General features: G+C 61.7%; 20 protein-coding genes and 4 tRNA genes. 1 reads left to right on the plus strand and 23 read right to left on the minus strand.

The genetic code is table 11. The annotated features are described in order from the left end of the window. Positions 1-134 precede the first annotated feature (134 nt). The 16 genes from rpoB to HMPREF0326_RS08060 form a co-directional block, all read right to left on the minus strand. Positions 135-4274: a DNA-directed RNA polymerase subunit beta gene (rpoB, locus tag HMPREF0326_RS07985; protein WP_008684747.1), complete on the minus strand. Its 4140-nt coding sequence runs from the start codon at positions 4272-4274 to the stop codon at positions 135-137. Between the two features lie 526 nt (positions 4275-4800). Beyond that, positions 4801-5187, minus strand: coding sequence for a 50S ribosomal protein L7/L12 (gene rplL, locus HMPREF0326_RS07990; RefSeq protein WP_008684743.1), 387 nt, complete (start codon positions 5185-5187; stop codon positions 4801-4803). A gap of 48 nt (positions 5188-5235) precedes the next feature. After that, complete coding sequence (gene rplJ / locus HMPREF0326_RS07995) at positions 5236-5763, minus strand: 50S ribosomal protein L10 (protein WP_008684742.1); 528 nt, start codon at positions 5761-5763, stop codon at positions 5236-5238. 199 nt (positions 5764-5962) lie between these two features. Next, a complete protein-coding gene (gene rplA, locus HMPREF0326_RS08000; protein WP_009301871.1) occupies positions 5963-6670 on the minus strand; it encodes a 50S ribosomal protein L1 in 708 nt (235 codons plus the stop codon). A 174-nt stretch (positions 6671-6844) separates the two neighbouring features. Next, positions 6845-7267 carry a 50S ribosomal protein L11 gene (gene rplK, locus HMPREF0326_RS08005; protein ID WP_008684740.1) on the minus strand — a complete coding sequence of 141 codons (423 nt, stop codon included), beginning with the start codon at positions 7265-7267 and terminating at the stop codon, positions 6845-6847. 180 nt (positions 7268-7447) lie between these two features. Next, positions 7448-8020 (minus strand): transcription termination/antitermination protein NusG, encoded by a 573-nt coding sequence (gene nusG / locus HMPREF0326_RS08010; protein ID WP_008684739.1) that lies wholly within the window; start codon positions 8018-8020, stop codon positions 7448-7450. An 8-nt stretch (positions 8021-8028) separates the two neighbouring features. Next, a complete protein-coding gene (gene secE / locus HMPREF0326_RS08015; RefSeq protein ID WP_008684738.1) occupies positions 8029-8268 on the minus strand; it encodes a preprotein translocase subunit SecE in 240 nt (79 codons plus the stop codon). A gap of 25 nt (positions 8269-8293) precedes the next feature. Next, a tRNA-Trp gene (locus HMPREF0326_RS08020) sits at positions 8294-8370 on the minus strand. 42 nt (positions 8371-8412) lie between these two features. Further along, on the minus strand, positions 8413-8562 hold the full coding sequence (gene rpmG / locus HMPREF0326_RS08025; RefSeq protein WP_008684737.1) for a 50S ribosomal protein L33: 150 nt from the start codon (positions 8560-8562) through the stop codon (positions 8413-8415). A gap of 3 nt (positions 8563-8565) precedes the next feature. Continuing rightward, positions 8566-9759 carry an elongation factor Tu gene (gene tuf / locus HMPREF0326_RS08030; RefSeq protein WP_008684736.1) on the minus strand — a complete coding sequence of 398 codons (1194 nt, stop codon included), beginning with the start codon at positions 9757-9759 and terminating at the stop codon, positions 8566-8568. 208 nt (positions 9760-9967) lie between these two features. Continuing rightward, positions 9968-10043, minus strand: a tRNA-Gly gene (locus tag HMPREF0326_RS08035). A 143-nt stretch (positions 10044-10186) separates the two neighbouring features. Next, positions 10187-10272, minus strand: a tRNA-Tyr gene (locus tag HMPREF0326_RS08040). A 51-nt stretch (positions 10273-10323) separates the two neighbouring features. Beyond that, positions 10324-10399, minus strand: a tRNA-Thr gene (locus tag HMPREF0326_RS08045). A 117-nt stretch (positions 10400-10516) separates the two neighbouring features. Continuing rightward, positions 10517-11368, minus strand: coding sequence for a peptide chain release factor N(5)-glutamine methyltransferase (prmC, locus tag HMPREF0326_RS08050; RefSeq protein ID WP_008684735.1), 852 nt, complete (start codon positions 11366-11368; stop codon positions 10517-10519). 2 nt (positions 11369-11370) lie between these two features. Continuing rightward, a complete protein-coding gene (gene lon / locus HMPREF0326_RS08055) occupies positions 11371-13971 on the minus strand; it encodes an endopeptidase La (protein WP_008684734.1) in 2601 nt (866 codons plus the stop codon). Between the two features lie 108 nt (positions 13972-14079). Continuing rightward, complete coding sequence (locus HMPREF0326_RS08060) at positions 14080-14772, minus strand: JAB domain-containing protein (protein WP_008684733.1); 693 nt, start codon at positions 14770-14772, stop codon at positions 14080-14082. Between the two features lie 666 nt (positions 14773-15438). Here HMPREF0326_RS08060 and HMPREF0326_RS08065 point away from each other — a divergent pair. After that, positions 15439-16182 carry a DUF4396 domain-containing protein gene (locus tag HMPREF0326_RS08065; protein WP_020990424.1) on the plus strand — a complete coding sequence of 248 codons (744 nt, stop codon included), beginning with the start codon at positions 15439-15441 and terminating at the stop codon, positions 16180-16182. Between the two features lie 321 nt (positions 16183-16503). On the opposite strand, the gene holA is transcribed toward HMPREF0326_RS08065, so the two are convergent. From holA to HMPREF0326_RS08100, 7 genes are all read right to left on the minus strand, one after another. Continuing rightward, complete coding sequence (gene holA / locus HMPREF0326_RS08070) at positions 16504-17517, minus strand: DNA polymerase III subunit delta (RefSeq protein ID WP_008684731.1); 1014 nt, start codon at positions 17515-17517, stop codon at positions 16504-16506. A gap of 12 nt (positions 17518-17529) precedes the next feature. Beyond that, a complete protein-coding gene (gene leuS / locus HMPREF0326_RS08075; protein ID WP_008684730.1) occupies positions 17530-20043 on the minus strand; it encodes a leucine--tRNA ligase in 2514 nt (837 codons plus the stop codon). A gap of 21 nt (positions 20044-20064) precedes the next feature. Further along, positions 20065-20556: a transcription antitermination factor NusB gene (nusB, locus tag HMPREF0326_RS08080; RefSeq protein WP_008684729.1), complete on the minus strand. Its 492-nt coding sequence runs from the start codon at positions 20554-20556 to the stop codon at positions 20065-20067. Between the two features lie 3 nt (positions 20557-20559). Next, entirely contained in the window at positions 20560-21030 is a 471-nt protein-coding gene (ribH, locus tag HMPREF0326_RS08085) for a 6,7-dimethyl-8-ribityllumazine synthase (RefSeq protein ID WP_008684728.1), read from the minus strand. Between the two features lie 72 nt (positions 21031-21102). Next, a complete protein-coding gene (locus HMPREF0326_RS08090) occupies positions 21103-21786 on the minus strand; it encodes a riboflavin synthase (protein WP_008684727.1) in 684 nt (227 codons plus the stop codon). 5 nt (positions 21787-21791) lie between these two features. Further along, entirely contained in the window at positions 21792-22949 is a 1158-nt protein-coding gene (gene ribD, locus HMPREF0326_RS08095; protein ID WP_008684726.1) for a bifunctional diaminohydroxyphosphoribosylaminopyrimidine deaminase/5-amino-6-(5-phosphoribosylamino)uracil reductase RibD, read from the minus strand. Continuing rightward, positions 22942-23445, minus strand: a complete 504-nt coding sequence (locus HMPREF0326_RS08100) for a deoxycytidylate deaminase (RefSeq protein ID WP_009301855.1) — start codon at positions 23443-23445, stop codon at positions 22942-22944. The genes ribD and HMPREF0326_RS08100 overlap by 8 nt, the downstream gene beginning before the upstream one ends. Between the last annotated feature and the right edge of the window lie 54 nt (positions 23446-23499).

Raw genomic sequence — 23499 nt, forward strand, 5'->3', positions numbered from 1 at the left:
CAACAGGCGTTTAAAGCAATTTAACACTTGAAATGCTCGTTTACGGCGAGCAAAGCCCGCCTACCCGCATCCCGCGGCAAGGATTTGCACCAAATCCTTGCAGAGCAGTTCACTCATTTCAAACGCAAATTGCTCTATTCCGCCTCTTCGTCGCGGTCGCGCATGTAGCCCACGCGCTTGGGCTTTTTTTTGCCTTCCTCCTGGTGCAGGGTCACGTTGAGCCCGAGGCTCATGAGTTCCTTGACCAGAACATTGAAGGATTCGGGCAGACCGGCTTCCAGGAAGTTGTCGCCCTTGACGATTTTCTCGTACATCTTGACGCGCCCGGTCACGTCGTCGGACTTGACCGTGAGGAATTCCTGGAGGAGGTAGGCCGCGCCGTAGGCCTCCAGAGCCCAGACTTCCATTTCGCCCAGACGCTGACCGCCGAACTGGGCCTTGCCGCCCAGAGGCTGCTGGGTGACCAGGGAGTAGGGGCCCGTGGAACGGGCGTGGATTTTTTCGTCCACCAGGTGGTGCAGTTTGAGGATGTACATGACGCCCGTGGTGACCCGGTTTCTGAAAGGCACGCCGGTGCGTCCGTCATACAGGGTGGTTTTGCCGTCGTTTTCCAGACCGGCCTTGTCCATCCAGCCCCAGATGTCCTCTTCAGTGGCGCTGTCGAAAACCGGCGTCTTGGTCACGATGCCGTTGCGTAGCTTCTTGACCGAGGCGACAAATTCCTCGTCGTCCATGCCGTCCACCAGCGCGCGGACCTCTTCGGAGCCGAAGACGTCCTTGACTTCCTTACGCAAGACCTGCATGGCCGCGCCGGAATCCACCAGTTCGGCCAACTGACGGCCCAGTTCCTTGGCGCCCCAGCCGAGGTGGGTTTCCATGATCTGGCCGATATTCATACGCGAAGGCACGCCCAGGGGGTTGAGCACAATGTCCACGGGCCTTCCGTCGGCGAAGAAGGGCATGTCCTCTTCCGGCAGGATGCAGGAAACCACGCCCTTGTTGCCGTGGCGGCCGGCCATTTTGTCGCCCACCGAGAGCTTGCGCTTGATGGCGATATGCACCTTGACCATCTTGATCACGCCGGGGGGCAGATCGTCGCCTTCGGTGACCTTCTCGCGCTTGGCGTCGTAAATGGCCTTGAGATAATCCACCTCGTGGTCATAGGCCCGGAGCAGTTCGGCCACCTCGTCGTTGACTTCCTTGCTCTTGAACAGACCGGCCAGTTTCTTGACAGGCAGCTGGGCCAGCTGTTCCTCGGTGAGGGCCGCGCCGGCTTCGGCCAGCACTTCGCCCTTTTTCTTGCCGGGCAGGGAGGCCGCGATCTGCTTGCCCAGCACATGCGGTGCAAGCAGATCCCGCGTGCGCTCGGTAAGGGCGCGCATATGGTCGGCTTCCTTCTGGTCCAGCACCGAAGTGTCGTGGGCCTCGATAGCCAGGGTGCGCTCGTCCTTCTCGCCCGAACGGCGGTTGAAGACCTTTACGTCGATAATGGTGCCTTCCACTCCCGGCGGGACCTTCAGGGAGGTGTTTTTCACATCCCTGGCCTTTTCGCCGAAAATGGCCCGCAGGAGCTTTTCTTCCGGGGTGAGCTGGGTTTCGCCCTTGGGGGTGATCTTGCCCACCAGAATGTCGTCAGGCTTGACGGCCGCGCCGATGCGGATAATGCCGCTTTCGTCCAGGTTGCGCAGCATGTCTTCGCTGACGTTGGGGATATCGCGGGTGATTTCCTCGGGTCCCAGCTTGGTGTCGCGGGCCACCACTTCGAATTCTTCGATGTGGATGGAGGTGAAGACGTCCTCCTTGACCGTGCGTTCGGAAATCAGGATGGAGTCTTCGTAGTTGTAGCCGCACCAGGGCATGAAGGCCACTACCAGGTTCTTGCCCAAGGCCAGCTGGCCTTCGTCGATGCCGGGACCGTCGGCCAGGATCTGGCCTTTCTTGACGATCTGGCCGGGATAGCAGGTCGGCTTTTGCCCGAAGCAGGAGTTCTGATTCGACTTGTGGAACTTGAGCAGGTCGTAGGCCCGCACGCCGCCCTGATCCTTGTAGATGTCGCCTTCATAGGCCACCACGATGCGGTCGGCGTCCGCGTACTGCACCTTGCCGTCGGCCGGGGCCACAATGCAGGCGCCGGAGTCGCGGGCCACGTCCACTTCCATGCCCGTGCCCACCAGGGGCTTTTCCGAGCGCAGCAGAGGCACGGCCTGACGCTGCATGTTGGAACCCATCAGGGCGCGGTTGGCGTCGTCGTGTTCCAGGAAGGGAATCAGCGCCGCGGAAATGGAAACCATCTGGCTGGGCGAAATGTCCATCAGGGTCACTTCGTCGCGGTGGCGCATTTCCACTTCGCCCTTGACGCGCACAGTGACGAATTCTTCCAGCAGATGCCCTTCGCCGTCCAGGCGGGCGTCGGCCTGGGCCACCACCTGATCGCCTTCACGCGAGGCGTCCAGATGCACCACCTCGTCGGTCACCCGGCCTTCACGCACCACCCGGTAGGGGGTTTCGATGAAGCCGTAGTCATTGACCTTGGCGAAGGTGGTCAGGGAGACGATCAGGCCGATGTTCGGGCCTTCCGGAGTTTCAATGGGGCAGATGCGGCCGTAGTGCGAGGTGTGTACGTCGCGGACCTCAAAGCCGGCGCGTTCGCGGGTCAGGCCGCCGGGGCCCAGGGCCGAGAGACGGCGCTTGTGGGTGACCTCGGAGAGCGAGTTGGTCTGGTCCATGAACTGCGAGAGCTGGGACGTGCCGAAGAATTCCTTGAGCACCGCGGCCACGGGCTTGGGATTGATCAGATCGTGGGGCATGAGGGTGGAGATTTCCTGCAGGCTCATGCGTTCCTTGATGGCGCGCTCCATGCGCACCAGGCCGATGCGGTACTGGTTTTCCACCAGCTCGCCCACCAGGCGCACACGGCGGTTGCCCAGGTGGTCGATATCGTCGGCCGGGCCGTGGCTGTCCTTGAGCTGGACCAGCACCTTGATGGCCGTAAGAATGTCCTCGTCGTTCAGGGTGCGCAGATCGGCGGGCGCGTCGATGCCCAGACGCTGGTTGAGCTTGTAGCGGCCCACGGGCGAAAGGTCATAATAATCCGGATTGCGGAACAGGTTGTCGAAGAAGCTGGCCGCGATCTCGGCGGTGGGCGGCGAGGACGGGCGCAGGCGGCGGTAGATCTCTTCCTGGGCCTTCTGCTGGTCCGGGATGCGGTCCAGCACCAGGGTGTCGCGGATGGAGGAAGAGGTGTCCGTGCCCTTGGTGTGCAGCACGGAGAGACGCTTGATGCCCGCTTCGCGCATACGTTCCAACAGGCCGGGCGTGATTTCGTCGGCCGCTTCGGCCAGCACTTCGCCGCTCTGGGGGGCCACGGCGTCCTCGGCCAGGAACATGCCGTCCAGCAGGTCGGGGCGCACTTCAATGGCCGGAATGCCGGCCTCGCAGATCAGCCGCCAGCTCCGCTTGGTGATGGGCTTGCCCGCCTTGACGAGCACGTTGCCGTCAGGCGCGGTGATGTCCGCGTAGGCGTTGTCCTTGCGGTAGAGATCCTTGCGCACTTCCCAGAACAGCCTGCCGCCGTCTTCCAGCAGATACTGTTCCCGGCTGTAGAAGTAGTCGAGAATCTGCTCCTTGCTCATGCCCATGGCCTTGAACAGGATGGTGGCGGGCATCTTGCGGCGGCGGTCGATGCGCACGTAGAGAATGTCTTTGTGGTCGAAATCAAAGTCCAGCCAGGAGCCGCGCATGGGGATCACCCGGCAGGAATAGAGCACCTTGCGGCTGGTGTGGGTCTTGCCGCCGTCGTGCTCGAAGATGATGCCGGGCGAGCGCTGCAGCTGGTTGACGATGACGCGCTCGGTGCCGTTGATGATGAAGGTGCCTTTTTCGGTCATCAGGGGCAGGGTGCCGAAGTAGATATCCTGCTCCTTGATGTCGCGGATGGTCCGGTTGCCCGAAGCCTCGTCGGCATCATAGACGACCAGGCGCACTTTGATGCGCATGGGCGCTTCATAGGTCAGGCCCTTGGAAATGCATTCGGCCTGGTCGTACTTGGGTTCCTGAACCTCGTAACTGACGAACTCCAGGCTGGCGGTCTTGTTGAAATCCTCAATGGGAAATACCGTATGGAAGACGCCTTCCAGACCTTCGTCCGGCCTGCGGTCGGCCTCGGGCACGCCTTCCTGGAGGAATTTCTGATATGAATCGATCTGCAGATTCAGCAGATGGGGGATGGGGAGGGAGATCTTGATCTTGCCGAACTGTTTGGTGAGCTGGCCCATGGGTACCTCAAGATAGGTAGCGGTTGCGCCCCGGCTGCGGACAGAAGCGTCTGCCGGCGGGCAAAAAACTTGCTGTCACTGCACCCTGAAAGCGTATGAAACGGCCGCGGGGAGTCGCGGGGGAGCTTACTGTGCACGGCAAAGACGACAAAAACCCATCCCTGTCTGGGTAAACAGGGCTTGGGCTGTTGCGCCTATTTTAAAAAAGTGTGCATATACAGTGAGTTATCAAAAACAGAAAGTAGGCCTCCCGTGCCGTTCATTGAACAAAGATAGATAATCAGAAATTATTTTTTTGGCAAGACTTTTTCTTGAAGAAATATAGGGGGATTTTGTATCCGCCGCAATGCCGTTACGGATGATGCCAGCAACGACAGGCTGGGGGCAACGTCGACTTTGCCGCTCTGCACGAGGTTTCGGAGCGGAAAAGCAAAAAAGTCCCGCCGACGAAAAAAACATGGCGGGGTCAATGACCCCGCCATGCGGAAAGCGGCTTCGCTGAAGCGAAGTGGGCAGTGGAAAATACTTACTTGATTTCCACGGTGGCGCCAGCTTCGGTGAGCTGCTTCTTGGCTTCCTCGGCTTCTTCCTTGGAAACGGCTTCCTTCAGGGTGGAGGGAGCGCCGTCCACCTTTTCCTTGGCTTCCTTGAGTCCAAGGTTGGTCAGGGCGCGCACGACCTTGATGACGCCGATCTTGTTGGCGCCGGTTTCCTTGAGGATGACGTCGAATTCGGTCTTTTCCTCAACGGCGGCGCCGTCGCCACCGGCGGCCGGAGCGGCCATCACCATGGCGGCGGCAGGCGCGGCGGCGGAAACACCGAATTTCTCTTCCAGTTCCTTGATGAATTCGGAAAGTTCCAGAACGGTCATGCTGGAGATGAATTCAACAACTTCTTCTTTGGTCACGGCCATGATATTTCTCCTGATCTTTGGCTTAACGTTTGTGCTGTCCACATCCGCTTACGCGGCGGCCTTGCCTTTCTGTTCTTCAATACCCTTGAGGGCATAGAGCAGACCGCGCAGCATATTGGCAAACAGCGACACAAAATTGGTGGGCACGGCGTTCATAGTGCCAAGCAACTGGCCGAGCAACTGCTCCCTACCGGGCAGTTTGGCCAGAGCATCCACCTGGGCGGCGGTCATTTCCTTGCCGTCCAGGCTGGCGCAACGCAGCTCAAAGAGCTTGCTCTGCTTGGCGAAATCACTGAGCGCCTTGGCCACCGCCACCGGGTCGTCGAACCCAAGGGCCACGCCGCAGTTCTCATGGAACTTGTCCTTGATGGCGTCGTGCGTGCCGCCGGTCAGAGCGATACGAGCCAGGGTGTTTTTGACGACATGATATTCGCCGCCCGCATTGCGCAGGCTCACCCGGAGGTTCGTCAGCTCTTCCACCGTCATGCCCTTGAAGTCCGTCAGCACCGCAAAGGAAGCCTGGTCGGCCTTGGCCTTGATGGCTTCAATAATTGCGGCTTTTTCAGACCTGTTCACGTGATACCTCTCACGTTCGGGGTTGCCAGGTGGAATGCCGAGCCAAAGATGAAGCGTCTGGGCAGGATATTAAGGACTTGCGTCCTCCTGCCGTCTTCGACTCGAATTCCTTAGCCTTTGCCGAGGTTGTTTTCACAACCGCTTGAAGATTCGGCCGGATCAGGCCGCGAGACGCAAAGCGCTCCACAGCCTGAAGGCACTAACCTTCAAGAAATTTTTTGACCTGGGGCATATCGACCTTGAAACCGGGCCCCATGGTGGTGGAAACCGCCATGGACAACATGTAAGAACCCTTGGCGGCCGAGGGTTTCAGGCGATTGACGGTGTCCAGTAAGGCTTTGAGATTGCCCAGGATCTTTTCAGAACCGAAAGAAACCTTGCCCAAGGGGGCGTGCAGCACACCGGCCTTGTCGACCTTGAATTCCACGCGGCCGGCCTTGAGTTCAGTCACGGCCTTGGTCACGTCAAAGGTGACGGAACCGGTTTTGGCGTTGGGCATCAGGCCGCGGGGTCCGAGCAGGCGGCCGATCTGGCCCACCAGAGCCATGACGTCGGGCGTGGCCACGGCGGCGTCGAATTCCAGCCAGCCTTCCTTGACCTTGGCCACCAGTTCTTCGGCGCCCACAGCGTCGGCACCGGCTTCCTTGGCTTCGGCCTGCTTCTCGCCCTTACAGAACACGGCCACGCGCACGGTCTTGCCCAGCCCGTTGGGCAGGGTAACGGCGCCGCGCACCATCTGGTCGGAATACTTGGGGTCAACGCCCAAGCGGATGGCCACATCCACGGTTTCGTCGAACTTGGCGAAGGAGGCGCTCAAGGATTTGCTCACAGCTTCTTCAATGCTGAAGCGCTCCTGCGGATTGTAAGCCTCAAGGGCTTTACGAAAATTTTTGCCATGTCTGGGCATGAGATATTCCTTGTCGTTTGGCATCTCCTGCCGTTTCCAAATCTGCGCGGAAAACGGCAGTACAATTGATTTCAACGAGTATGGGCGGAAAAAAGCGGAGATTCTGCCATCTCCGCCGAACGGCTTTCCGCCGCCGCAAGAGCGAATCCGCCGGAAAACCGGCGCGGACTGGCTTTACTTAACGTCAATGCCCATGCTGCGGGCGGTACCGGCAATGGACTTCACCGCGGATTCCAAGGTGGCGGCATTGAGGTCCGGCAGCTTGACCTTGGCGATCTCTTCCACCTGCGCCATGCTGAGGCTGCCCACTTTATTGCGGTTGGGTTCGCCGGAACCCTTTTCGAGTTTGGCCGCCTTCATAATCAGCACCGCGGCCGGAGGCGTCTTGGTGATGAAGGTGAAGGAGCGGTCGGCGTAAACCGTGATGACCACGGGGATGATCATCCCTTTCTGGTCCTGGGTGCGGGCATTGAACTCCTTGCAGAAGCCCATGATGTTCAGGCCGTGCTGGCCCAGAGCCGGGCCCACCGGCGGCGAGGGGTTGGCCGCGCCGGCGGGAATCTGCAATTTGATCTTGGCAACTTCTTTTTTGGCCATGTTCGTTATCCTTCATCGCTGCTCGCGCTGTCCGCAGCCGTCAGGCCGCCGCGCGGGGGCAAGTCTTAAGAACCTGTTGCGCCTGCGATGCCTGACGCATGTCGGGCAAAGCCCGCCCGCAGGCACCGCGCGGCAAGGATTTGCGAAAAAACCCTGCCGAGCATTTCAACCGTGAAATGTCTACCCTTTGGAAACCTGCACGAAATCCAGCTCCACCGGCGTCTGACGGCCGAAGATGGAAACGGAGACGCGCAGTTTTCCTTTGTCGTAGTTGACATCTTCCACCACGCCGTTAAAGCCGCCGAAAGGCCCGTCAATGACGCGCACCTCGTCGCCCCTGTCGAAGTTGAACTTGGGCCGGGGAGTTTCCTGGCGTGTTTCCATGAGTGCCAAAATGCGTTCGGCCTCGCTGTCGCGCATGGGCGTGGGGCGATTTTTGCCGCCCACAAAACCGGTTACCTTGGGGATGGATTGCACCAGATGCCAAGACAAGTCGGTCATGATCATGCGCACCATCACGTAGCCGGGATAGAACTTGCGCGTCGTGGTGCGTTTTTCGCCGCCCTTGGCAAGTTCAATGACCTTTTCCGTGGGCACCACCACTTCCTGAATAAGGCCCTGATCCTGACCGGTGCGACTCATCTCGTTGATAGTTTTCTGCACGCGCTGCTCGAAACCCGAGTAGGTGTGTACAATATACCAGCGAGGCCGTTTGCTCAGCTCGGAGGCTTCATCGATGACGGGATCTTTCATAACAGCCTTCAGGACAGTATGGACTTGATCAGAGCCGACAGACCAAGGTCCACCAGCCCCAGGATAACGGCCATCACAGCCACGAAGCCCAAAACCGCCAGTGTGGCCTTGCGCGTTTCTTTCAGCGTGGGCCAGGTGACTTTGCGCAACTCGGCCTTGGAATCCTCCACGTAGCGCGAGAAGCGCACAAAAGGATTGGGGGCCTTGTCCGACTTGACGTCTGCGGTTTGCGCTTGTTTTTTTGCCATGGTGTGCTACCCGAGAGATAAAAAATGGCAGGGCAGGAGGGATTCGAACCCCCAACTTGCGGTTTTGGAGACCGCCGCTCTAGCCGTTAGAGCTACTGCCCTGCGTACCGTCCGGGGGGCTTGCGCCCCCCGCCGGAAAGTTTGTTACCTGGTTTCGCGATGCACGGTGTGCTTCTTGTCCCAGGGACAATATTTTTTCATTTCCAGCCGCCCGGTGGTGTTCTTCTTGTTCTTCCGAGTGCTGTAGTTACGCCGCTTGCATTCGGTGCAAGCCAGAATGATGTTGACTCTCATGGCTTACTCGATGATTTCGGTAACCACGCCGGAACCCACGGTGCGGCCGCCTTCACGGATGGCGAAACGCAGACCGGCTTCCATGGCGATGGGGGCGATCAGCTCCACAATGAACTGCGAGTTGTCGCCGGGCATGACCATTTCCACGCCTTCGGGCAGGGCGATGACGCCGGTGATGTCCGTGGTGCGGAAGTAGAACTGCGGACGATAGCCGGTGAAGAAGGGCGTATGACGGCCGCCTTCTTCCTTGGAGAGCACGTACACCTCAGCCTTGAACTTCTTGTGCGGCGTGATGGATTTGGGAGCCGCGAGCACCTGACCGCGTTCCACGTCGTCACGCTTGGTGCCGCGCAGCAGGGCGCCGATATTGTCGCCGGCTTCGCCCTGATCCAGCAGCTTGCGGAACATTTCCACGCCCGTGCAGGTGGTCTTCTGGGTGGGCTTGATGCCCACGATTTCCACTTCGTCACCCACTTTGATGATGCCGCGTTCCACACGACCGGTCACCACGGTGCCGCGGCCGGAGATGGAAAACACGTCTTCGATGGGCATCAGGAAGGGCTTGTCGATATCGCGCACGGGATCGGGGATAAAGCTGTCGCAAGCAGCCAGCAGCTCGCCGATGCACTTGGCTTCAGGTGCATTGGGGTCGTCGCATTCCAGAGCCTTCAGGGCGGAACCGCGGATCACGGGCACGTCGTCGCCGGGGAAGTCATAGGAAGAGAGCAGCTCGCGCACTTCCAGTTCCACCAGTTCCAGCAGTTCCTCGTCGTCCACCAGGTCGCACTTGTTCAGGAAGACCACCAGCTGGGGCACGCCCACCTGGCGGGCGAGCAGGATGTGCTCACGGGTCTGGGGCATGGGGCCGTCGGTGGCGGCCACCACCAGGATACCGCCGTCCATCTGGGCGGCGCCGGTGATCATGTTCTTGATGTAGTCGGCGTGGCCGGGGCAGTCCACATGCGCGTAGTGGCGCTTGTCGGTTTCGTATTCCACGTGAGCGGTGGCAATGGTGATGCCGCGCTCTTTTTCTTCGGGGGCTTTGTCGATTTCGTCATAGGAAATGAAGCTGCCCTCGCCCTTCAGGCCGGCGATCTTGGTGATGGCGGCGGTCAGGGTGGTCTTGCCGTGGTCGATGTGGCCGATGGTGCCGATGTTTACATGGGGCTTCTTGCGTTCATATTTAGCTTTGCCCATTGTACGTCTCCCTGGAAAAAAATTGTTTGCGGTTGTACGTGCGCTACATTCCCGGAGCTCTGCCATTTCTGGTAGCGCCTGTTCCTCGCGTAACGGCAGGCTGGGGAAGCCGCTGAACGGCCTGAACCGATGCCCGCATTCAGTCCCTGGTCGCCAGGGAACGTGCATTGGCAGGAGGCAGACTGGGGGATTTTGATTTTGCAGGAAATGGAGCGGGAAACGGGATTCGAACCCGCAACCCTCAGCTTGGAAGGCTGATGCTCTAGCCGTTGAGCTATTCCCGCACGCCGGCGATGCTGTTGCTGTCCGTCAATCAAGTTGACGGCTACCGCACCGTAGTTCCCCGACAGTCACTCTGTCTCCTACAGCCAAGGCAGTTTGTAAAAACCAGCCACCGACCGCCTGAAAAAGTATGAGGCGGAAGGGGTGGTGGAGGGGGGTGGATTTGAACCACCGAAGTCTTACGACGACAGATTTACAGTCTGTTCCCTTTGGCCACTCGGGAACCCCTCCACACGTGCCGCAAAGGTCCGGCCCGTAAGCAGGCCTTTGTTCAGCTTTTTGTGGAGCTGGCGATGGGACTCGAACCCGCAACCTGCTGATTACAAATCAGCTGCTCTGCCAGTTGAGCTACGCCAGCGGCAAGATGGTGTCTTAAACGCTTCCGACGCTCTTGGCAAGTAAAAAATGCCTTTTCCACGATTTTTTTATAAAAAAGGCCGTAATTGCGCTTTGTCCGGAAGCAATGCACCTCATATTACACTTTCCTGGCCAAAGCGCAACGCTCCAGTCCGGCCAGATCGCGGCGCGTGGCGATGCCGACAAAAGCATCGCCCGCGGACAGCAGGTCCCGCACGGCCTTCCCTTGGTCCGCGCCGTGTTCCAGTAAAAGCAGGCCGCCGGGCCGGAGCAGGCGGGCGGCCTGGGCAATGACGGCGCGCAGATGGGCCAGACCGGCTTCCGGTGAAAAAAGCGCGGAATGCGGCTCAAAGCGCAGTACTTCGTCCATGACCTGGCCGCGCTCGGCATCCGCGATGTAGGGCGGATTGCTGACCAGAAGATCGCAGGAGCCCCCAGCCAGGGGGATGGCGCGCAGATCCGCCCGCAGTGCGTCCAGGCGCGTGGCGGCTCCCAGTCGGGCGGCGTTGGCGCGGGCCACTTCCAGGGCCGGAGCGCTGAGTTCCAGCAACAGGCCGCACCAGCGCGGGCGTTCCAGACAGAGGGTCACGCCGATGCAGCCCGAGCCGGCGCCCAGGTCCGCAAAGCGCAGCGGTTGTCCGGCGGGCAGCAGCTCCAGGGCCGTCTCCACCAGCAGTTCCGTTTCCGGACGGGGGATCAGGGTGTCCGGGGTGACCAGAAAGGTACGACCGAAAAATTCCCTGCCGCCGAGAATCTGGGCCAGGGGTTCGCCCGTGGCCCGCCGGGCCGTGAGGGCTTCCAGGGTCCCGGCTTGGTCGGGCGTCAGCTCGCGTTCCGCCGCCAGGACGCAGTGCAGGCGGTCCAGACCCAGCACATGCCCGGCCAGCAGTTGCGCGCAAAGGCGGGGGCTGTCCACCCCCGCCTTTGTCAATCGCCGTGCGGCGTTCTGTTCATACTCCCGCAGGCGCACGCTTACGCCTCGGCGGGCCGTTCCGCGCGTCCGCGCCGTTCCGTGGCCGCGACGGCCGGGCGGGTCGGACTTTTTTTGCGCGGCGCGGGCGACGTTTTTTCGGTCAGGCCATGCTTTTCACCGCCGCCGCGCTTGCCCTGAGTCTCAAAGACCAGGGGCGGGAGTTCGTCATAGTGGTGCACGGGGTGCACCGTGATGCGCTTGAGCAGCTCCCTGGGCACGTCTTCCAGATCTTTCATGTTCTGCTGCGGGATGATCACATGCTTCAGGCCACGGGCCACACCGGCCAGGATTTTTTCCTTGATGCCGCCCACGGGCAGCACCCGGCCCTGCAGGGTGATCTCGCCGGTCATGCAGAGGTCGGCCCGCACCCTGCGATTGCTGAGAGCCGAAATCAGGGCCGTGGTCAGGGTTACGCCCGCCGAAGGGCCGTCCTTGGGCGTGGCGCCCGCGGGCACATGCACATGGATGTCGTACTTGCTCACAAAGGAGGGGTCCACGCCCAGCTCTTCCGCGCGGCTGCGGATGTAGCTCAGGGCCGCCTGGGCGCTTTCTTTCATCACGTCGCCCAACTGGCCAGTGAGAGTCAGGCCGCCCTTGCCCTTCATGACGCTGGCCTCCACGGTCAGCACTTCGCCGCCGGCAGGGGTCCAGGCCAGGCCCAGGGCCATGCCGGGCATGAGTTCCTTTTCCTTCTCGTCTTCCACAAAGCGGGGAGCGCCGAGAAGTTTTTCCACGTCCTTGGGCTCCACCTTGAAGGGGCCTTTTTTGCCTTCGGCCTTGCGCCGGGCCAGCTTGCGACAGATGGACGCCAGTTCGCGCTCCAGGTTGCGGAGGCCCGCCTCGCGCGTGTATTCCTTGATCACCTTTTCCAGAGCCCCGTCGCTGAGCGCGATATCGCCTTCGGCCAAGCCGTTTTCAGTGATTTTCTTGGGCAGCAGATGCTTGCGGGCGATCTCCACCTTTTCCTGCAGCGTGTAACCGGGCAGGGAGATAACTTCCATGCGGTCGCGCAGGGCCGCGGGAATGGTTTCCAGGTGGTTGGCCGTGCACAGGAACATGACCTTGGACAAGTCAAAGGGCACGTTCAGGTAGTGGTCGCTGAAGGTGTGGTTCTGTTCCGGGTCCAGCACTTCCAGGAGAGCCGAGGAAGGGTCGCCCCGGAAATCCGTGCCCAGCTTGTCCACTTCGTCCAGCACAATGACCGGATTGCGGGTACCGGCCTGCTTGATGGCCTGGATGATCCGCCCGGGCATGGCCCCGATGTAAGTGCGCCGGTGGCCGCGGATTTCGGCCTCGTCGTGCATGCCGCCCAGAGACAGCCGCTGGAACTTACGGCCTAGCGCCCGCGCGATGGAGCGGCCCAGCGAGGTTTTGCCCACGCCGGGAGGGCCGGCAAAGCAGAGGATCGGGCCTTTGGACTGTGGATTGAGCTTGCGCACGCTGAGGAATTCCAGAATGCGGTCCTTGATCTTGTCCAGACCGCAATGGTCCTCGTCCAGGATTTCCTTGGCGTGGGCGATGTCCAGACGGTCACGCGAGAGCTTTTTCCAGGGCAGATCCACCAGCCAGTCCAGATAGGTGCGCACCACGTTGGCTTCCGAGGAGTCGGCGTGCATGCCGGACAGGCGACGCAACTGCTTGTCCGCCTCCTGGCGCACGTCCTTGGGCAGGCCGGCCTTGTCCAGGGCCTTTTTCAGGCTTTCCAGGTCGTCCTCGCCCTCGGACTCGTTTTCGCCCAGCTCTTGGCGGATGGCCTTGAGCTGCTCGCGCAGGAAATAATCCTTCTGGGCCTTGTCCATGCCTTCGCGGGCCGAACTCTGGATGCGGGCCTGCACCGTGGCGACTTCCACTTCGCGCTGAAGTTGGGTGTTGACCAAAGTGAGGCGTTCCAGCGGATTTTCCGCTTCCAGGATGCGCTGGGCGTCCGCGATCTTCATGCGCATATTGGCGGCGATGAGATCCGCCAGGCGGCCCGGATCCTCCACGCCCTGCAACACGGCCAGCACGTCCGGCGAGGACAGGCCGCGCAGGGTGAGCACCTTTTCGCTCTGCTCGCGCGCGGAGCGCAAGAGCGCTTCCACCGTGGCGTCGATCTGGGGAGCGACTTCGGGCAGAGTTTCAATGCGCGCTTCCAGATAGGGGTCCACCTGGCTGTAGCCGGTGACCCGCGCGCGGCTTACGCCTTGCACCAGAATTTTCACCCGCGAGTCCGGCATCTTGAGCATGCGCATGACCTGGACCACGGTGCCCACGTTATAAAGGTCCGCGGGCGCGGGATCGTCGGTGCTTTCCTCGCGCTGGGCGCAGACCAGCAGATGCCGTCCGTTTTTCAGGGCGGATTCCACGGCCTGCACGGATTTTTCGCGGCCGATAAACAGCGGCAGGATCATATAATTGAATATGACCACGTCGCGCACCGGCAGCACGGGCAACACGTCTGGAATGCCCTGGGCAGCGGCGTTGAGATTGTTTTCGTTCAGCAGATCCTGCACGGGCGCTTCTTCCTGTTTCGCATGAACGTCGTTGTCGACGGCGGGCTCGGCGGCGCCAAGCCCTTGTTCCCCATGAAGCGGATGATCTTTTTCTTTGTAGTCAGCCATATATATTCTCCCTGACTGCCTTGGAGCAGTAAAATTCGTAGTCTTTGCTCGGCTGCGCCGGGAACGCGGTTCGTCTGTGTTCTTTTACAGCGGTGAACACGTAAGGCTCTAAAGGGGCTTGTTTTGCGTTATGCTGTAGCAGATTCCCTCGGTGACGATGACATGGTCCAGAAAGCGCAGGCCCATGCGCGGGGCCAGCCGTTGCAGTTCTTCGGTCAGCATGAGGTCCGGCTTGGAAGGGCCCGGACTGCCGCCGGGGTGGTTGTGGGCCAGAATAATGCCGCTGGCCTTGTGCGTGAGTGCCGTCTCCAGCACATCTCTGGGCTGCACGGGCACTGCGTTGATGCCTCCGCGCCGTAGGCGTTCCCAGGCGATCAGTCCGTTTTGCGCGTCCACCAGGGCCAACCAGCATTCCTCATGCGGACACCCGGCCAGGCGGCTTTGAGCCATGCGGGCCACTGCATCCGGCGTAGCCATGATTTCGCGTTTACGCACCGCCGAGGTTGCGTGACGGGCCAGTACTTCACGCAGAACCCGCCAGAGGGCCATGAGCCCCGGCCCGAAGCCGGGCACCTGCAATAATTCATCCGGTCTGGCGTCCAGCGCGCCCCGAATGCTGCCGAAACGCCGCAGCAATTCCTTAGCCAGCGGTTTGGTGTCTTTGCGCGTGAGCCCGTAACCAAGCAAAAGCTCCAGCACCTCATAATCCGCCACGGCCAGAGGCTCGCGCTCAAGACGTTCACGCAGGCGGGCTCGGTGCCCACTGTGCGGCGAGGTGGTGGAGACAGTCTTTGCTGACATAAAGTAAGCAGTCTCAGCTGAGATGCAAGGGGGCGAATTTTCAGGGAACTCTATTCCTAACGGATTTTTGCGAAAAAGTAAAAGAAAAGTAGCGGGATACCGGCTGTAAAAATGAGACCGCGCGTGGTTTTGCCGGTGCCGGGGCGGTGGGAACGGCTCCCCTGTGGGACTGGAGCCGTCTCCGGCAGGATTTTACCCGGCTCCGGCTGAACAGCGAAGTACGCTGACGGCGCCGTCTTTCCCGATTGTAAACGTATTGGAACGCGGTCTCCGAGGAAGAACTACATTATTCCCACTGTGAAAAGATCGCTTTCAGCAGAACTTCAAAGCCTGAATGCGTTTTATCTCGCGGCCGACGGCTCTTGCCTGAAAGCCGGGATTTCTCAATCTGGACATTTCCACATTATCAATGTGTAATTGTTCAGCGGCGTGGGCCGAGCCCTTGCTCTTATTCCGCTACGGAATGAGAATTGCGTGAGGTTAGGCTCAGCCCTCATTAAAGCGTCTGCCGCAAAGCCGCCTTTTTCCGTGCAGCGGCGTTGCAAAGAAAAAATTGACCTCGCGGTATGCTCAATGCGGTAGCCGTTGCCGCAAAGCGGCTTGCGCCAGTCGTCGGCGAGGCACCGAGGTCATTATAAAAATACAAACAGATACCTGGAGAAATATATGAAAGAAGCTGATATTCCGTACTCCCTGACATTGGTGGCGGAAATATATATTGCAATGTGTTTGTTGTGCTTTCTGTACATTCTCATTGAGCAGCGGCGTGAACCCGCTCCCATGATGCGGGTCATGCTCTGGGTCTGGCCCATCACCATGTTATGGGCCGGTCCGCTTGGCATATGGGCATACCGCATTAATCAGAAGCGGACCATGATGCGCATGACGCACCATCATCCCGCCGATCAGCCAGCCATGCGCATGTCTGGAAACGGCATGTCCGGTATGACCGCGCTGCCTTCCCGCCGTCTCCCTTGGCAAAGCGTCATGGTTGGAACGCTGCACTGTGGAGCGGGCTGTACTCTGGCGGACCTCGCCGGGCCGTGGCTGTTCCGGCTGGCGCCCTTTGCCCTGTTCGGCAGCGTGGTCTACGGCGAGTGGACTCTGGAATACCTGCTGGCTCTGATTGCAGGCATCGCATTTCAGTATGCGGGGCTGGCGTCGGGATTTCCGGAGCGCGGCCTGCCCCTGCTGTGGCGGGCCTTCAAGGTGGATGTGCTTTCCCTGACCGCCTGGCAGATAGGCATGTACGGATGGATGGCTGTATCGATGTTTGTTCTGCTGGGAATGGTTTCCCCCGCTCAGCCCGTGTTCTGGCTGATGATGCAGATCGGCATGCTGGCCGGCTTTATGACGGCTTTCCCCATGAACTGGCTGCTGATGCGTCTCGGCATCAAGGAAGGCATGTAGCCGCGTTGGGCACAGGGGGCCGTATTGGCTCTCTCCTCATTTGCAGTGCGCCGCATCTCTGCCGTTGATGCCCGTGGGTTTTACCAATTGCCCGCGGGCATCAACCAATTAGAGCATTTCGCCAGTACCCGCCAGCCAGGATCCTGTGTTCTGCCCCCAAGTTTCACGCCTCCGTCGGAGCTTAACGCCGCAAGTGAATTGCGGCTACTCCGGCTTCGCGGCGGAGTCGAGAAGCCAGGTGACGGGCAATCTGAAACGGCTGAAAAGAGGGGGCGGCCCAAGGGGCATACGTTTGGAGGACTCCGACCGTAGCGCCGCCGATCAGCGCGGCTCGGCCGAGCCGAACAGGCCGGTGAGCCGGGCGGCCAGAAACTCCAGGGTCTGTTCCGGCGTGCGGCGGCCGCTTTTGACCTGCCACTCGGCGTCCGCCACGGCCGCCATGCCCTCAGCCAGGCCCCGTGGCCCGAGACGCAGGGCCAGTTGTTTCTTGAAGCCCGCCTCCGAGGGATGCAGGCGTACCTTTTCCCCGGCCTGGGTCTGCCAGAGCAGGCGCAGCTCACGGGCCAGCAGGGCCAGCAGGGAAAAAAGCAGGCTGTCGCTGTCCCGGCTGCGGGACAGTTCCTTCCAGACGGCGGCCAGATTACCGGCCTCCATATGCCGGATGCAGGCAAAGACGTTGCATTCCGGGCTCCAGGCGGCGGTTGCGGTCATGGCGGCGGTGATGGCCCCTCCGCCTGCGTCACCGGTCCCGCCGCGCAGAAGCGAGAGTTTTTGCAGTTCGTTTTCGATGGCCTGGGCGTCCGGCGGCACGGAGGCGCAGAACTGTTCCAGCGCATCGGCCTCAAAGGTCAGACCCAGATCGCGGGCGCGCTGCTGCACATGGCGCTTGACGCCGCGTTCGGTCAGGCCCTCATGCCGCCAGATCCAGCCCTGCCGGTCGGCAAAGGCCAGACAGCGCAGCTTGGCGATATGCGCCGGAATTTTGGGCTGTCCCTTTTCCCAGTTCACTTCCAGGCAGAAGAAAGGCCAGCACTGGGCCGAGGGCCTGGCCAGGGCCTGGGAAATCTTTTTCCAGACGGCCGCCGGCCAGAGCTGGGCCTGACGGACCAGCAGGACACGCGAAGCGCCGAACAGGCCTTGCAGGCTGAGCTGCTCCCAGAAGCGCGGGGGCGGGTCCTCGTCGCCCCAATAGACGTGACGTTCCCACGGGCCGCCCGCAGGTGGAAAGACAGCCAGTTGCTCCGCGAGATGCGCGCGGAGCAACCGGCTGTCCGGGCAGACCAGAAAGCTGAAACCGGGCCTGCCCTGTCTGTCGGTTCCGTTCTGCGGGCTCATGCCGGTGGCGGCCTAATTGGCCACGATGTTGACCAGTTTGCCGGGCACCACCACCACTTTGCGCACGGTCAGATCGGCCGTGTGGCGCTGTACGGCGGGATCGGCCAGGGCTGCCTGTTCCAGGGCGGCCTTGTCCGCTCCGGCGGGCACTTCCAACGTGCCGCGCAGCTTGCCGTTGACCTGCAGGGCCACGGTGAGCATGTCCTGGGCCGTGGCCGCTTCATCCCATTGGGGCCAGGGCTCGGCGGCAAGTTGCGCCGTGTGGCCCAGACGCTCCCAGAGTTCTTCGCAGAGATGCGGGGTGATGGGCGAGAGCAGGGTCAGCACCGTGGCCATGGCCGAGGAGAAGACGCGGCGCTCTGCCTCGCTCTGTCCCAGTTTTTCGCGCGAAAGGTACATGGCGTTGACCAGCTCCATGACGGCGGCGATGGCCGTATTGAACTGGAAGCGGCCGCCCATGTCCTCTCCGGCCTTTTTTACCGTGAGGTGTTCCCTGCGGCGCAGATCGCGGCTTTCCCCGCTGTCTGCGTCTTCGGCGGAGGAGCCGCAGGCCTTGAGCGGCAGCAGCCGGGCCTCTTCTTCGGTAAACAGCCGCCAGACACGGGAGAGGAAGCGCGACGCGCCTTCAATGCCCGAGTCGGACCAGTCGAAATCCCGCTCCGGCGGGGCCGCGAACAGACAGAACAGGCGCACGGTGTCCGCGCCGTATTTTTTGATCATCTCCGTGGGATCGACCACATTGCCCTTGGACTTGGACATCTTGCCGCCGTCCTTGAGCACCATACCCTGGGTCAGCAGGTTGGTGAAGGGCTCGGCCAGATCCTTGGGGAAGAAGCCCAGATCGCGCAGCACCTTGGTGAAGAAGCGGGAATAAAGCAGATGCAGAATGGCGTGCTCCACGCCGCCGATGTACTGGTCCACGGGCAGCCAGTATTGCAGGGCTTCGGGCTTGAAGGGGGCTTTGTCGTCGCGGGCGTCGGTATAGCGGGCAAAGTACCAGGAGGACTCCACAAAGGTGTCCATGGTGTCGGTTTCGCGCCGGGCCGGGCCGCCGCAGCAGGGGCAGGCACAGTTCGCGAAGGAGGGCGTTTCCGGCAGGGGAGAGCGGCCGTCGTCGCGCACTTTTACGTCCAGGGGCAGGAGCACCGGAAGGTTTTCTTCCTTTTCCGGCACCACGCCGCACTTTTCGCAGTAAATCACCGGAATGGGCGCGCCCCAGAAGCGCTGGCGCGAGATGTTCCAGTCGCGCAGGCGGAACTGGGTGGTGGCTTTGCCCTTGCCGTCCTTTTCCAGGGCTTCGGCCACGGCCTTTTTGCCGTCCTCGTTGGGCATGCCGTCAAAGGAACCGGAATTGACCATGATGCCGGGTTCGGTCCAGGCTTCGGTCATATTTTGAGGATCGAGCTGACGCCCCTCGGGACTGATGACCACCCGTACAGGCAGACTGTACTTGCGGGCGAAGTCGAAGTCGCGCTGGTCGTGCGCGGGCACGCCCATGACCGCGCCGGTGCCGTAGTCGGCCAGGACGAAATTGCCCAGCCAGAGCGGCACGCGTTGGCCGGTGAAGGGGTGCAGGACGTATGCGCCGGTGAAGATGCCTTCTTTTTCCAGGGTGTCGGACTGGCGGTCCAGGCGGTCCATGTTCCGGATGCGTTCCACAAAGGCGCGCACGTCCCCGGCTTTTTCGTAGCCCTCAATGAGCTTTTCCACCAGGGGATGTTCCGGGGCAAGGGTCATGAAGGTCACGCCGAACACAGTGTCCGGCCGGGTGGTGAACACCTCGATGCCCCGCACGCCGCCAATGTTTTTTTCCAGGCCGAAGCTGATGGCCGCGCCCGTGGATTTGCCGATCCAGTTGCGCTGCATGGCCAGCACGCGGTCCGGCCAGCCGCCTTCCAGGCGGGAGAGGTCGGCCAGCAGTTCGTCCCCGTAGGCCGTGATCTTCAGGAACCACTGGGTCAGATCCTTCTGTTCCACCCTGCTGTCGCAGCGCCAGCAGAGGCCGTCGATGACCTGCTCGTTGGCAAGCACAGTATGACAGGAGGGGCACCAGTTCTGCGGGGCCTTTTTACGGTAGACCAGGCCTTTTTCCAGCAGGCGCAGGAAGAACATCTGTTCCCAGCGGTAGTATTCCGGGCGGCAGGTGGCGATTTCGCGCGACCAGTCATATGAATAGCCCAGGCGCTGCAACTGGGCGCGCATATTGTCGATATTGGCGTAGGTCCACTGGGCCGGGTGCACGTGGTGCTTGATGGCCGCGTTTTCGGCGGGCAGGCCGAAGGCATCCCAGCCCATGGGGTGCAGCACGTTGAAGCCCTGCATGCGTTTGCAGCGCGCCACCACGTCGCCGATGGAATAGTTGCGCACATGGCCCATGTGGATGTTGCCCGAGGGATAGGGGAACATCTCCAGCACGTAATATTTGGGCTTGTCGCTCTCATGGGTGCTGGAGAAGGCGTTTTCCTTCCGCCAGCGGGCCTGCCATTTTTCTTCGATAGCCTGCGGATTGTAGCGTTCTTGCGTCATGTGCGGATACCGTGCGGCGGGTTAGGAATTGGCGGGGGCCTGACCCGCGGACGGCACCAGTTCGCCGCTTTCCAGGGCCTTGGCCGCCGCGTCCAGAATGCCGTTGACGAAGTTTTTGGCGTTGTCTTCGCCGAACTGGCCGCTCAGCTCCAGCGCCTCGTTGATGGCCACCTTGGGCGGCACGTCCTGGCGGTAGAGCATTTCAAACACGGCCAGGCGCAGCAGGGTCAGTTCGATGCGGCCCATACGGTCCACCCGCCAGTTGTGGGAAAAACGGCTGATGGCCGTGTCCAGTGCGGCGCTGTTGCCCCAGACGCCTTCCACCAGTTCCCAGGCGAAGCCCGTGGGCTCGCTGCCGAGATCCTGCTCGTCCATGGCCGTATTGTGGGGGGAGAGCACAAAGGCCCGGCGCAGGTCCGCGCGGCTTTCCGCCGGAGTGAAGGAAAGCCCGTAGAGCACCTGAAAGGCCAGTTCGCGCGCGCCCCGGCGGGTGGTGTTCTTAGCCTTGCTCATGGATTACAACTGCTCCAGCACGCGGATGGTTTCCAGCATGGCTGCGGCGGCTTCCACGCCTTTGTTGCCGCCCTTGGACCCGGCGCGTTCAATGGCCTGCTCGATGCTGTCGCAGGTCAGCAGGCCGAAGCCGATGGGCGTGCCGGACCCCAGCATGGCCTGGGCAATCCCTTTGCTGGCCTCGGCGCAGACATAGTCGAAGTGCGGGGTGCCCCCCCGAATCACCGCGCCCAGTGCCAGAATGCCGTCGTATTTGCGCGCATCGGCCAGCTTCTGGCAGACCAGGGGCAGCTCGAACGCGCCGGGAATGCGCACCAGGGTGATGTCCGCCGGGTCCAGGCCGTGGCGTTCCAGATAGTCCAGAGCGCCGCCCACCAGGCGGTCCACGATGAAGTCGTTGAAGCGGGTTGCCACGATGGCGACCTTCAGGCCTTTGGCGTCGAGCCGGCCCGCGATGGTTTTGACTTGGTTCATGTAAACTCCTGTGCTGTGCAAGACGATGGCAAAAATACGTTTGCTTACTACTATAGAGGAGTAACGCTTTTTTTATATGAATCCGTTGCGCAGCAGCAGCTCCCGGCTGAGGCCCGCGCCCGTTCGCGTTGCCGCGTCGTTTCCGGCATCCTTGCCGGACAACCCTGACCAGGGGCCCAGCAGGCTGCGCACATATTTGCCGATGAGGTCCGTTTCCATATTGACGCGCGTGCCGGGCCGCCACAGGCGCATGGTGGTGCGCTTCTGCGTGTCGGGAATGATATTGACCTCCAGAAAATCCGGGCCGCAATCATTGACCGTCAGACTGATTCCGTCAAGGGCCACCGAACCTTTGGCAATGACTTCGGGGCCTAAAGATGCCGGAAATTCCAGGCGGCAGCACACGGATTGCCCGGAGGGGCGCACTTCGCGCACCGTGGCCAGGCAGTCCACATGGCCGCTGACCAGATGGCCGCCCAGGCGGTCGCCCAGAGCCAGAGCCCGTTCCAGGTTGACCAGATCCCCGTTGAGCAGAGTGCCCAAAGTGGTGCGCGCCAGGGTTTCCGCTGAGGCGTATGCCGTGAAGCCCTCGCGGCTGTGGCTTTCCACCGAAAGGCAGGCGCCGTTGACCGCGATGGATTCGCCGTCGATGACGTCCGTCAGGGTGAACAGGGGGCGGATGGCCAGGCGGCATTCCGTGCCGTTTTTGCGCAGGGAGGTTATTTCGCCCTGTCCCTGGATGATGCCTGTGAACATGCGGCTCAGGCCCCCTGGCCAGCGTCAGGCGGGACCGCCGGACGCAGCAGAATATGGACATCGTTGCCGCAGAGGCCGGTACGGCTGACCCGCAGGCGCAGGGCCTCGTCCAGGCTCAGGGGCGCACGCCCGGCGAACAACGGACGGGCATCGCTGTCGCCCAGGATCATGGGCGCGAGATGCAGATGGAATTCATCCACAAAGCCCGCTTCCAGCAGGGCCAGGGCCAGACGTCCGCCGCCTTCGCAGAGCACATAGGGGCAGCCCAGTTCCCGGCGCAGGGCCCGGAACAGTTCGGGAAAATCCGGGCCGCCTTGCGGGCCGGGTCCCAGGGCCAGCACGCGTACGCCCATTTGGCGCAGGGCCTGGGCCGTGGTAGAGGCCGCCGCGGCCGGGGAGGCCAGAAAAATCGTCTGGCCGGGGCGTTCCTTGAGCAGATGGAAGTCAGCGTCAGGTTTGGGCAGGCGCGAAGTCAGCAGGCAGGCCAGGGGCTGCGGGCCGTCGTAGCCGTCCTCGCGCGCGGTCAGCCGGGGATTGTCCGCCCGGAAGGTGCCCCCGCCCACCAGCACGGCCCCGCCGCTCAGTCCCAGACCCGCGCGCAGTTCCTGCACTTCATGGCGGGATGTCTCGCAGCTGATCCACTGGGACTGGCCGTTGCGTGTGGCGATCCGTCCGTCCAGGGTGGCGGCCATCTTCAAAATGACATAGGGCCTGTCCGTGCTTTGCCAGACCAGAAAATCTGCCACCAGATCGCGGCATTCCGCTTCGCAGACCGGGCCGAGCACTTCCATTCCGGTATCGCGCAGGCGGGCCGCGCCGCCCGCGGCCTGGGGATTGGGGTCCGCCAGGCCCATGACCACCCGGCTGATGCCCGCGTCCAGGATGGCTTGGGTGCAGGGCGGCGTCTTGCCCTGGTGGTTGCAGGGTTCCAGCGTGACCACCAGGGTGCAGCCTTTGGGGTCCACGCCCCGCGTCGCCGCGTCTTTCAGGCAATCCACCTCGGCGTGGTCCTGTCCCGCCTCATGGTGCCAGCCGCGCGCCACAACCCGGCCGTCGCGCAACAGCACCGCCCCCACCGTGGGGTTGGGGCAGGCCTTCCAGCGGCCCTGTTCGGCCAAGGCTATGGCCTCGCGCATGAACGGAGCGAAATCCTGTTCAGTCATGGCGTTTTTCTCCGCTCATGCCCCCGGGCATACCGCTGATGCGGGGCGGGGTGAAGGGGAATTGTTCCACCGTGACGCCGGCCTCCCGCAGCATGGCCGTGGCCAAGTCGTCGGGATAGTCCTCGGCGTAATAAATACGGCGGATGCCGCAATTGATCAGCATTTTGCTGCACAGCACACAGGGGTGGGTAGTGCAGTAGAGTTCGGCGCCCTGAATGTTGATGCCGTGCACCGCGGCCTGGATGATGACGTTCTGCTCGGCGTGCAGGCCGCGGCAGATCTCATGGCGCTGGCCCGAAGGAATGCCGAGCTGCTCGCGCAGGCAGCCCACCTCCAGGCAGTGGGGCACGCCTGCGGGCGCGCCGTTGTAGCCTGTGGCCAGAATTCGTTTGTCTTTGACGGCCACGGCACCCACCCGGCGGCGGGTACAAGTGGAACGCTCGCTCACCAGGTAGGTGATATTCATGAAATAATCAGGCCAGGGCAGTCGTTGCATAGGACGCTCACAAAAAGATTTCCAGCAGTTTACACAGAGGCGGCCCAAAAGCCA

Origin of the sequence: Desulfovibrio sp. 3_1_syn3 (assembly GCF_000145315.2) — a bacterium.
GTDB lineage: Bacteria > Desulfobacterota > Desulfovibrionia > Desulfovibrionales > Desulfovibrionaceae > Desulfovibrio > Desulfovibrio fairfieldensis.